This window comes from Streptomyces sp. NPDC054849 (assembly GCF_053610945.1).
Genome location: NZ_JBSGZI010000021.1, coordinates 86,683 through 97,491 on the forward strand (window position 1 = coordinate 86,683; position 10,809 = coordinate 97,491).

The 10,809-nt window shown below is 72.5% G+C and carries 11 protein-coding genes; 4 read left to right on the forward strand and 7 right to left on the reverse strand.

All coding sequences use genetic code 11. The features are described 5' to 3' along the window. Window positions 1–928 (forward strand): tyrosine-protein phosphatase (locus ACWGIF_RS12725; protein WP_453495201.1); only part of this gene is annotated, 928 nt, incomplete at its 5' end. A gap of 102 nt (window positions 929–1,030) precedes the next feature. Here ACWGIF_RS12725 and ACWGIF_RS12730 read toward each other — a convergent pair. From ACWGIF_RS12730 to ACWGIF_RS12750, 5 genes are all read right to left on the reverse strand, one after another. Next, window positions 1,031–2,725 (reverse strand): DEAD/DEAH box helicase, encoded by a 1,695-nt coding sequence (locus tag ACWGIF_RS12730; RefSeq protein WP_453495204.1) that lies wholly within the window; start codon window positions 2,723–2,725, stop codon window positions 1,031–1,033. Window positions 2,726–2,826: 101 nt separating this feature from the next. Then, window positions 2,827–3,033, reverse strand: a complete 207-nt coding sequence (locus ACWGIF_RS12735) for a cold-shock protein (RefSeq protein ID WP_030707191.1) — start codon at window positions 3,031–3,033, stop codon at window positions 2,827–2,829. A 402-nt stretch (window positions 3,034–3,435) separates the two neighbouring features. After that, the gene (locus ACWGIF_RS12740; RefSeq protein WP_453495207.1) at window positions 3,436–4,593 is read right to left on the reverse strand and encodes an acetyl-CoA C-acetyltransferase; all 1,158 of its coding nucleotides are present in this window, start codon (window positions 4,591–4,593) and stop codon (window positions 3,436–3,438) included. A gap of 17 nt (window positions 4,594–4,610) precedes the next feature. Further along, a complete protein-coding gene (locus ACWGIF_RS12745; protein WP_453495210.1) occupies window positions 4,611–5,225 on the reverse strand; it encodes a TetR/AcrR family transcriptional regulator in 615 nt (204 codons plus the stop codon). Window positions 5,226–5,240: 15 nt separating this feature from the next. Continuing rightward, window positions 5,241–6,029: an SDR family oxidoreductase gene (locus tag ACWGIF_RS12750; protein ID WP_453495213.1), complete on the reverse strand. Its 789-nt coding sequence runs from the start codon at window positions 6,027–6,029 to the stop codon at window positions 5,241–5,243. Window positions 6,030–6,222: 193 nt separating this feature from the next. Between ACWGIF_RS12750 and ACWGIF_RS12755 the strand changes: the two genes are divergently transcribed. Beyond that, complete coding sequence (locus ACWGIF_RS12755; RefSeq protein ID WP_453495251.1) at window positions 6,223–7,368, forward strand: acyl-CoA dehydrogenase family protein; 1,146 nt, start codon at window positions 6,223–6,225, stop codon at window positions 7,366–7,368. Continuing rightward, complete coding sequence (locus ACWGIF_RS12760) at window positions 7,368–8,366, forward strand: acyl-CoA dehydrogenase family protein (protein WP_453495216.1); 999 nt, start codon at window positions 7,368–7,370, stop codon at window positions 8,364–8,366. The genes ACWGIF_RS12755 and ACWGIF_RS12760 overlap by 1 nt, the downstream gene beginning before the upstream one ends. A 162-nt stretch (window positions 8,367–8,528) precedes the next feature. On the opposite strand, the gene ACWGIF_RS12765 is transcribed toward ACWGIF_RS12760, so the two are convergent. Then, window positions 8,529–9,254: a class I SAM-dependent methyltransferase gene (locus ACWGIF_RS12765; protein WP_453495219.1), complete on the reverse strand. Its 726-nt coding sequence runs from the start codon at window positions 9,252–9,254 to the stop codon at window positions 8,529–8,531. 125 nt (window positions 9,255–9,379) lie between these two features. Between ACWGIF_RS12765 and ACWGIF_RS12770 the strand changes: the two genes are divergently transcribed. After that, window positions 9,380–9,832 carry a hypothetical protein gene (locus ACWGIF_RS12770; protein WP_453495222.1) on the forward strand — a complete coding sequence of 151 codons (453 nt, stop codon included), beginning with the start codon at window positions 9,380–9,382 and terminating at the stop codon, window positions 9,830–9,832. A gap of 72 nt (window positions 9,833–9,904) precedes the next feature. Here the strand turns inward: ACWGIF_RS12770 and ACWGIF_RS12775 are convergent, their stop codons facing one another. After that, entirely contained in the window at window positions 9,905–10,456 is a 552-nt protein-coding gene (locus tag ACWGIF_RS12775; protein WP_453495225.1) for a hypothetical protein, read from the reverse strand. Between the last annotated feature and the right edge of the window lie 353 nt (window positions 10,457–10,809).

Sequence of the window (10,809 nt, forward strand, 5' to 3'; positions counted from 1 at the left end):
GCGCGGTGCCCTAACCCGCGGGGCCCCGGCGGGGGCGGCCGCCGCACTCGCCTTGGGCACCCGCCCCGCCGCCGCGTCGGGGGGGGCGGCACCCGGCGCCGGGGTCAGTGCCCGGCACCACCAGCAGCAAGCTGAAACGATTCGCCAGATCGCCCTCCAGGGCGCCGTCAACGTCCGTGACGTCGGCGGCTACCGCACTTGGACCGGCGGCAAGGTCCGCCAGGGGCTCGTCTACCGCTCCGACGCACTGAGCAAACTGACCGACGCGGACGTCACCACCGTCTCCGGTCTCGGCCTCACGAAGGTCGTGGATTTCCGCATCCCGATGGAGCTCCAGTACGACGGTGCCGACCGGCTGCCCACCGGACTCTCCCCCACCTCGCGCCCGGTCAGCGACCTCGGCCTGTACGGGACCCTCGTCGGCGCGATCGGCAGTGGCGACCCCGTCACACAGGAGCAGATGCTCGGCGGCGGCCGCGCCGAGGCCTACATGCGCGAGATCTACCGCACCTTCGTGAGCAGCCCCGAGAACCGGGCGCAGTTCGCGGCGACCCTGCGGGAGATCGCGGACGGCCGGCAGGGCCCGGTCCTGTACCACTGCACGTCCGGCAAGGACCGCACCGGCTGGATGAGCTACGTGCTGCTGCGCGCCCTGGCCGTCCCCGAGGACACCGCCGAGCGCGACTACCTGGCGTCGAACACCTTCCGCGCCGCCTACGACGCCCGGGTGCGGGCGGGCCTCAAGCAGTCGGGGCGGATGCAGAACCCCGACCTGCTGATCCCGCTCCAAGAGGTCCGCCAGGACTACCTGGACGCGGCGACCGCGCAGATGGAGGCCGACTACGGCGGCTTCTTCGGCTACCTGACGCAGGGCCTCGGCCTGGACCTGCGGACGCTGGCGAAGCTGCAGGACAAGATGGTCCGCTGACGCCGCGAGCGGACAGCACGACGCCGGGCAGTGCGCGAAGCACTGCCCGGCGTCGTCGTACGTCCTGCGTCGTGGTGGTACGTCCTGCGTCGCCCCGGAGGGTCAGACCGCGCGGCGGCGGCCCTGCCCCGCGGAGCCGACCCTGCTGCGCGCGGAAGCCGCGGCCGCACCACCGGTGGCGCCGCCACCGGTACGCCGGCCGCGCTCGCCGGAGCCGGTGGCCCCGCCGCCGCCCTGGCCGCCGCGGCGGGGCTGGCCCGCCCCGGAAGCCGCCTGGGCCTGCGTGGTGGCGCCGCCACCGGAACGGCGGCCACGGCCGCCGCCGGTCGCCGGGGCGCCGCCCGTGGCGGAACCGGTACGCGCGCCTGCGCCCGAGCGGCGGCGCGAGCCGGAGCCCGAACCGGATCCCGACCCCGCCCCGTTGCGGGGCTTCGGCGCGGTCGGCTGCGGGACGTCCAGCACCACCGGGATGCCCGAGGGCTCCTTGGCGCCGGTCAGCCGGGACAGTTCCTCGTCGGAGGACTTGATCTGCGCGGTGCGCGGGTTGATCCCGGCGTCCGACATCAGGCGGGTCATGTCCCGCTTCTGGTCGGGCAGCACCAGGGTGACCACGCTGCCGGACTCACCGGCCCGGGCGGTACGGCCGCCGCGGTGCAGGTAGTCCTTGTGGTCGCTGGGCGGGTCCACGTTGACGACGAGGTCGAGGTCGTCGATGTGGATGCCGCGCGCCGCGACGTTCGTCGCCACCAGCGCGGTGACCTCGCCCGTCTTGAACCAGTCCAGGGTGCGGTTGCGCTGCGGCTGGGAACGGCCGCCGTGCAGGCCGGAGGCGCGGACGCCGTCCGCCAGGAGCTTCTTGACCATGCGGTCCACGCCGCGCTTGGTGTCCACGAACATGATCACCCGGCCGTCGCGAGCGGCTATACGCGTCGCCACGGCCTTCTTGTCGGTCTCGTCCATGACGTACAGGACGTGGTGCTCCATGGTGGTGACCGCACCGGCCGACGGGTCGACGGAGTGGCCGACCGGGTCGGTCAGGAACATCTTGACGAGCTTGTCGATGTTCTTGTCGAGCGTCGCCGAGAACAGCATGCGCTGGCCGTCGGGCTCGACCTGCTTGAGCAGCGCCGTGACCTGCGGCATGAAGCCCATGTCGGTCATCTGGTCCGCCTCGTCGAGGACGGTGATCGAGACCTGCGAGAGGTCCGCGTCACCGCGGTCGATGAGGTCCTTCAGACGGCCGGGGGTGGCGACGAGCACCTCGGAGCCGCGGCGCAGGGCGCCCGACTGCCGGTTGATCGACATGCCGCCGACGACGGTCGCGATGCGCAGGTTGACGGCCGTGGCGTAGGGAGACAGCGCGTCGGTGACCTGCTGCGCGAGCTCACGGGTCGGTACGAGGACCAGCGCGAGCGGCGCCTTCGGCTGCGCACGGCGGCCGGCGGTACGGGCCAGCAGCGCCAGGCCGAAGGCCAGCGTCTTGCCGGAGCCGGTACGGCCGCGGCCGAGCAGGTCACGGCCGGCGAGGGAGTTCGGCAGCGTCGCGGCCTGGATGGGGAACGGCTCGGTGACGCCCTGGGCGGCGAGGGTCTTCAGCAGCGCCTCGGGCATGTCCATGTCCTCGAACGCGGGCACCGGCGGAAGGGCCGGGGCGATCGGTTCGGGCATGGTGAATTCTTGGGGCCTGGCCACGGGGGCGGACTTCTGCCGTCCCGCGCCAGCCTTCGGACGTCCCTGGGCCGCACCTCGGCCCCGGGTGGGGCGGCGGCTGGGTCGTGCGGAGCTGGAGCTGGTCATGCGGAAATGCCCTCCTGAAACCGGCAGGTAAAACAAAGGTCGAGACAGCAGACAAGCCGGGGCCCGCACCTCACGGTGCGGACCCCGGCGAGCTGGAATACTTAGTTGGCGGGGAGGATGTTCTCCGCCTGGGGGCCCTTCTGGCCCTGGGTCACGTCGAAGGACACGCGCTGGCCCTCCTGGAGCTCACGGAAGCCCTGGGTGGCGATGTTCGAGTAGTGGGCGAAGACGTCCGGGCCGCCACCGTCCTGCTCGATGAAGCCGAAGCCCTTTTCCGAGTTGAACCACTTCACGGTGCCAAGTGCCATTTTAAATCTCCTGAATAGGCGGCAAAGGGCCCCATCCGGAGATTCCGGCAAAACAATAAAAGCGCCTGAGGATCATTCCCGTCAGGCGCACATAAAGTTCATGGGTACCACAACTGCAACGAGCTCTAAGCTAGCACACCTCACGGCGGGAGTGTGGCCGCAGGGGTGTGACCTGCGCCCTCCGCGCCCCCGGACCGCGACCGTCCACCCCTGCGGCGAGGCCCGCCGGGGGGCCGGGAAGCCCGGCCCGCCTTGGCCGGAGGCGGCCCCGCCCCGCTTCCGCGGCGGTGTCCGTCACCTCCGCCCACCCCTCCGCCACGCCTCCGCCCTCCCCGCCCTCCCCGAAGGAAATCACCCGCATGGCCGAACGGTCGGCGACGCCGGGGCGGCTGGAGCCCGCGCCTACAGCCGCTCGATGATCGTCACGTTGGCCTGGCCGCCGCCCTCGCACATCGTCTGGAGGCCGAAGCGGCCGCCGGTGCGTTCCAGCTCGTGCAGGAGGGTGGTCATCAGCTTCACCCCCGTCGCGCCCAGCGGATGGCCCAGGGCGATCGCACCGCCGTTGACGTTGACCCGCTCGGGGTCGGCCCCGGTCTCCTTGAGCCAGGCCAGCACCACCGGGGCGAAGGCCTCGTTGATCTCCACCAGGTCGATGTCGGCCAGTGACATGCCGGTCTTCTTCAGCGCGTACGCCGTCGCCGGGATCGGCGCGGACAGCATGCGGATCGGGTCCTCGCCCCGGACGGAGAGGTGGTGGATGCGGGCGCGCGGGCGCAGACCGTGTTCCCGTACCGCCCGCTCGGAGGCGATGAGCATCGCCGCCGCGCCGTCCGAGACCTGGGAGGAGACGGCCGCCGTGATGGTGCCGCCCTCGACCACCGGCTTCAGTGTCGCCATCTTCTCCAGCGAGGTGTCCCGGCGCGGGCCCTCGTCCACCGTCACGTGCCCGTACGCCACCGTCTCGCGGTCGAAGCGGCCCTCGTCGATGGCGCGCAGCGCCCGCCGGTGGGAGCGCAGCGCGAATGCCTCCATGTCCCGTCTGGTGATGCCCCACTTCTCCGCGATCAGCTGGGCGCCGTGGAACTGGTTGACCGGGGCGTCGCCGTAACGGGCCCGCCAGCCGGCCGAGCCCGCGTACGGGCCCTCGGTGAAGCCCAGCGGTTCCGCCGCCTGCCGCGAGGCGAAGGCGATCGGGATCATCGACATGTTCTGGGTGCCGCCCGCGACCACCAGGTCCTGGGTCCCTGACAGGACGCCTTGGGCCGCGAAGTGCACCGCCTGCTGCGAGGAACCGCACTGGCGGTCGACGGTGACCCCCGGCACCTCCTCCGGCAGGCCCGCAGCGAGCCACGCCGTCCGCGCGATGTCCCCGGCCTGCGGCCCGACCGTGTCGAGGCAGCCGAACACCACGTCCTCCACGGCGGCCGGGTCCACTCCGGACCGCTCGACCAGCGCCTTCAGGACGTGCGCCCCCAGATCGGCCGGGTGGACGGCGGACAGGCCGCCCTTCCTGCGCCCCACCGGGGTGCGCACCGCTTCGACTATGTAGGCCTCGGGCATCGGGACTCCTCTGATCGTCAGGCGCGTACGGCGATCCCGTCCAGCACCATCGACAGGTATTGGCGGGCGATCTCCTCGGGGCTGTGCTGTCCTCCCGGCCGGTACCAGGACGCCGCCACCCACACCGTGTCGCGCACGAAGCGGTAGGTGAGGCGGATGTCGAGGTCGGCGCGGAAGACCTGGGCGGCGACTCCCCGCTCCAGCGTTCCCAGCCAGGCCTTCTCGAACTTCTGCTGCGAGTCGGACAGGTAGTGGAAACGGGGCTGCGCGGAGAGGGTGCGGGACTCCTTCTGGTAGATCGCGACGGCGGCGCGGTGCCGGTCGATCTCCCGGAAGGACTCGGTGACGAGGGCCTCGATGGTCTCCCGGGGGCCGAGACCGGCGGCGAGGACGGTGTCGTACCCCTCCCACAGCTCGGTCAGGAAGGCGGAGAGGATCTCGTCGAGCATCGATTCCTTGGAATCGAAGTGGTAGTAGAGGCTGCCGGCGAGCATGCCGGCGGCGTCGGCGATCTTGCGGACGGTGGTGGCGTTGTAGCCCTGCGCGGCGAAGACCTCGGCGGCGGTGTCGAGGAGCTCCCTGCGGCGCTCGGGCGACGCGGTCACCTGTGGCTTCTTCTTGTTCGTTGGCACGCGCCCATTCTGGTGCTACGGGTGCTGGCTGCTGACCGAGACGGTCTCGCCCGTCATGTACGACGAGTAGCCGCTGGCCAGGAAGACGATGACGTTGGCGACCTCCCAGGGCTCGGCGTACCGGCCGAAGGCCTCGCGGGCGGTGAGTTCGGCGAGCAGCTCCTCACTGGTGACCTTCACCAGGTGCGGGTGCATGGCCAGGCTCGGGGCGACCGCGTTGACCCGTACGCCGAACTCCGCGGCCTCCAGGGCAGCGCAGCGGGTGAGCGCCATCACGCCGGCCTTGGCGGCGGCGTAATGGGCCTGGCCGGTCTGGGCGCGCCAGCCGATGACGGAGGCGTTGTTGACGACGACCCCGCCGGCGCCGGCCGCCCTGAAGGAGCGCAGCGCGGCGCGCGTGCAGCGGAAGGTGCCGTTCAGGGTGACGTCGAGGACGTGGGACCACTGGGCGTCGGTCATGTCGACGAGGGCGGCGGTGCCGCCGAGCCCGGCGTTGTTGACGACGACGTCGAGGCGGCCGTGGGTCTGCTCGGCGAGCGCGAAGAGGGCCCGGATCTGGTTTTCGTCGGTGACGTCGCAGGGCAGTGAGGTGACGCGGTCCGCCCCGAACTCGGTGGCGAGTGCGTCCTCGGTCTCCTTGAGGCGGCGGGCGTGGGCGTCGCCGATGACGATGCGGGCGCCCTCTTCGAGGAAGCGGCGGGCGGTGGCTCCGCCGATGCCGGCGCCGGCGGCCGCGGTGACGACGGCGGTGCGGTCCTTCAGCAGTCCGTGACCGGCGACGTAGTCGGGGGGAGACGCGTTCACGCCCGTACCTCCTCGGGAAGGCCGGGGGTCCGCTCGGTCCGAAGCCCGGTGTGGAAGTCCTCGACGCTGCTCATACGCGTAGGTTAACCTACCAAACACTTGTTAGGGAAGCTTCGCTCGTCATGCTCCCGGCGGCACGGACACCGCTGCCCTGTAAGGAGGCGAACACCTGATGGACCTGAGGGACCTCACGATGAACCTGACCCAGACGGCGGAGGTGGAGGCCTTCCGGGCCGAGGCGCGCGACTGGCTGGCCGCCCGGGTCCCCGCATCCCCGCTCCCCTCCCTGGAGACGCCGGAGGGGTTCGCCGCGCACCGGGAGTGGGAGGCGCTGCTGCACGCGGACCGCTGGGCGGTGGTGTCCTGGCCCGAGGAGTACGGGGGCCGGGGCGCGGACCTCGTGAAGTGGCTGGTCTTCGAGGAGGAGTACTGGGCGGCCGGCGCACCCGGCCGGGTCTCGCAGAACGGCATCAACCTCCTCGCGCCGACCCTCTTCGACCACGCGACGGCCGAGCAGCGGGCGCGCGTGCTGCCGTCGATGGCGAGCGGCGAGGTGATCTGGGCGCAGGCCTGGTCGGAGCCGGAGTCGGGCTCCGACCTCGCCTCGCTGTCGTCGCGGGCGGTCCGCGCGGAGGGCGGCTGGCTGCTGTCCGGGCAGAAGACCTGGTCCTCGCGGGCGGCTTTCGCGGACCGCGCCTTCGGCATCTTCCGCACCGACCCGGACACCCCGAAACCGCACCAGGGGCTCACGTACCTGATGTTCGACCTGCGGGCGCCTGGGGTGACGGTACGGCCGATCGGCCGCCTCGACGGCAAGCCGGCCTTCGCGGAGCTCTTCCTGGACCAGGTCTTCGTACCGGACGAGGACGTCATCGGGGAGCCCGGCCAGGGCTGGCGGATCGCGATGTCGACGACCGGCAACGAGCGGGGGCTGACCCTGCGCTCCCCCGGCCGTTTCCTGGCCGCGGCCGGCCGGCTGGTCGCGCTGTGGCGCTCGCAGGGGGACCCGTGCGACACCGCGCTGCGCGACAGGGTGGCGGACGCGGTGGTCGGGGCGCGGGCGTACGAGCTGTTCACCTGGGCCGCCGCGTCCAGGTTCGCGGAGGGCGGGAGGATCGGCGCCGAGTCCAGCCTGAACAAGGTGTTCTGGTCGGAGTACGACATCGCCCTGCACGAGACGGCGCTGGACCTGCTCGGCGCGGACGCGGAGCTCGCGGACGGCGAGTGGGCCGAGCCGTGGGTCTTCTCCCTGGCAGGACCGATCTACGCGGGGACGAACGAGATCCAGCGCGACATCATCGCCGAGCGGCTGCTCGGTCTCCCGAAGGGCCGCCGCTGATGCGCTTCCTGCCGACCGAGGAGCAGTCGGACTTCGCCCGTACGCTGCGCTCCCTGCTGGGCGCGGCGGACGTTCCGGCGACCGCACGGTCCTGGGCGGACGGTGAGCACAGGCCCGGGCGGGCGCTCTTGTCCCGGCTCGCGGGGACGGGCCTGTTCGCGCTGGCCGCGCCGGAGGCCCACGGGGGTGCGGGCCTGCTTCCGCTGGAGACGGCCCTCGGCTTCGTGGAGCTGGGCCGGTCCGGGGTGCCGGGCCCGGTGGTGGAGACGGCGGCCGTGTCGGTGCTGCTGTCGGAGCTGGCGGACGAGGGGCCGGCGAAACGCTTCCTCCCGGGACTGATCGCGGGCGGCACCTCGGCCACGCTGACGCTGCCGGGCTGCGGTCCGTACGCCCTGGACGCGGACGCGGCGACGTACTGCTTCACGGTGTCGGAGGCGGGCGAGCTGCGGCTGGCGGCCGGGACCGGTCCGGGCCGGGCCTCGACGGACCCGACGCGGCGGCTGTCGATCCCGTCCGCGGTCGGGGGCGAACTGCTGGCGTCGGGCCCGGAGGTGGCGCGGGCGGCGGCGGTGGCCGGGCGCTGGGCCCGGCTGCTGACGGCGGCCCAGTGTCTGGGCGTCGGCGAGGCGCTGCTGGCCAGGACGGTGGAGTACGTGAAGCAGCGCACCCAGTTCGGGGCGCCGATCGGGTCCTTCCAGGCGGTCAAACACCGGCTGGCGGACACCCTCGTCGCCCTGGAGTTCGCCCGCCCGCTGGTGTGGGCGGCGGGACTGTCGCCGGCCCCGGGTGAGGTGGCCGCGGCCAAACTGTCGGCGGGCGAGTCGTCCTACCGGGCGGCGATGACGGCGCTCCAGCTCCACGGCGCCGTCGGCTACACGGAGGAGCTCGACCTGTCCCTGTGGCTGCGCAAGGCCCGCCCGCTGCGGGACGCGTGGGGAACGCCGTCGGCCTGCCGGGCGGAGGTCCTCCGTCCCTTCAGCGGCGAGGGCGGTCGTTGAAGAGTGTCGTCGACAGGCGTCGTCGAGCAGCGTCGTTGAAGGGCGCCGTTGCAGAACGTCGTCGAAGGGCCGTTGCCGAGCGCCGCTGAGGAGCCGCGACGCCCTGCCGAGTGCTGCCATTGCGCCCACGGCGCGCCGTCGGGAGCGGCGGCCGGGCCCGCGTCACACCAGCGCGACGCCGAGGGTCACGACGTACTGCTCCTCCACCGTGCCGTCGGGGAAGAGCGGGGCCAGCAGCTCCCGCTCCTCGGCGAAGTACGCGCGGGTGCCGGCCTCGCCCAGCACCAGGAAGGCGGAGTGGCTGGCGAGGTTGGCGAGATGGGCGTCCAGCGTGATCCGCCGGGACCACCGCAGGGAGCGGGTGGTGAACGCGCCGAGCCCCCGGGGCAGGGTGCGCAGGCTCTCCCCCTGGGCCCCGAAGAAGGCCCGCAGCCGCTCCTCCTGCTCGGCGATCCACGGGACGGTGGCGTCCGTGTCGTTCCACCAGATGGCGAGGGCGCCGCCGGGCCGCAGCACGCGGCGGGCCTCGGGAACGGAGCGGTCCGGGTCGGTCCAGTGCCATGCCTGGGCGTAGGTGAGGAGGTCGAACGCGCCGCTCGCCAGCGGAAGCCGGTCCCCGTCCCCGCGCACGACCGGGATCCCGGGGTTCGCCCGGCGGAACTCCTCGGCCATGCCGTCCCCGGGCTCCACGGCGACGACGTCGGCCCCGCGGTCGTGCAGCAGCGTGGTGGCGATCCCGGTGCCCGCCCCCACGTCGGCCACCCGGGCCCCGGCGAGCGGCCGTCCGGCGAGCTCCTCGACTGCTTCGAACAGCGCCGGGGGGTAGCCGGGCCGGTGCGCGCGGTACGAAGCGGCGGCGGCGTCGAAGGAACGGGCGCGTGTCGTCATGCGTCCATTGTTTTCGATCACACGCTTCGAAGCCAACGTGCGGAACCGGCAAGGGATGTGATGACATCCCTGTGTTCGAACGAACGACGAACGACGCACGACGAACAAGAACGAGGTACGGGAACATGCGAAGGACGATGACCGGGATGATGCTGGGCACGGCGGCGGCGGTGCTCCTCACCGGCTGCGGCAGCGACATCCCGAAGCCGGCCTTCGACAAGAGCACGACGTCGGCCTCGCACAGCCCCGCGTCGTCCGAGCCGACGGCCAAGCCCGGCGGCGCGACGCACGAGGTGACTCTGCAGGTCGGCGGCACCGGCAAGACGGCGATCATGTTCAGCGGCATCGGCAGCGGCTTCGAGCAGCAGACCCTGCCGTGGTCGAAGTCGGGCACCGCAGAACTCACCGCCGCGGAGCAGAAGGTGGGATACCTGGTGAACGTCGTCCCCGGCACGATCACAGGCGCCGACGGCAAGCTCCAGCAGGCTCCTTGCGTCATCAAGGTCGACGGCAAGACGGTCGCGGAGAGCGACGGAGTCAAGACCACGAAGGGCTGCTCCTACATCATCAAGCACTAGGGCGTGCCGTCGAAGAAGCCTCGGCCGCCCGAAGGGCGGGTCGGCCGGCGGACGGGTCTTCGACGAAGCCCCTCAGGCCCGGGGGCGGCGCAGGCAGAGCCGTCCCAGGGTGGCGGTCTGGAGCACCAGCAGGGCCGTGGTGCCGGCCGCCTGCCAGAGCGGGCGGGCCGGGCGTCCGCCCACGGACCACGCCGGACCGTCCGGGTCCACCGTCACCGTCAGGCGGGCGCCGACCGGCAGGTCCATCGCCACCGGACCGGGCAGTGCTCGGCCGGCGGCCGTGCGCAGCCGCAGCGACGGGGTGTGGCCGGAGCCGTCCTGCACCATGGTGCGTTCCGCGACCACGGCCTGTTCCTCCCGGCCGCGATCGCGGAGGGTGTGCCGCTCCCAGGTGATCCCGGCGAGCACCACGATCCCGACCGCGAAGAGTGCGACGGCGGTGCGGGCCACGAACTCCGCGTCGGTGCCGTGCGGTACGGCGGCGCCGACGACGAAGACGGCCAGCAGGACCGGGATCCAGGACCACTCCGGACCGCGTAGAAGCCAGATCGCACCGACCTCCACCGCCAGGAGAAGGCCGTTGCGCAGGATCGCCCCCACCAGCCCGCGTACGAGTTCTGCCATGGACACATCATGCCTGGGTCGGACGGGGTCCGGGACCCGGGCGGCGTCGCGGCGCAGGTGCGGTGCGGTTGCCTCCGGCGGAGGGGTACGCCGGGACGGCGGGTGACTGTCGCGCTCCCATCGCCGCCCTCGCCTCCGACGGAGGGGGACGCGGGGACGGCGGGTGGCTGTCGTGCGCGCAGCGCCGGCTCCCCCCCCCGTTATCTTTTTCGCGGTCCTGCAATGGGGCCGCTGGCCTCCGGGCCCGGTATGACTGTGTCCCTAAGAATGTAAGGCGGTCCGGGAGGACCGGGTGTGGCTGATGGCTGTGTGCCGTTGATGGCTCGAGAGGACTGGCCGCCCGGTCCTCCGGG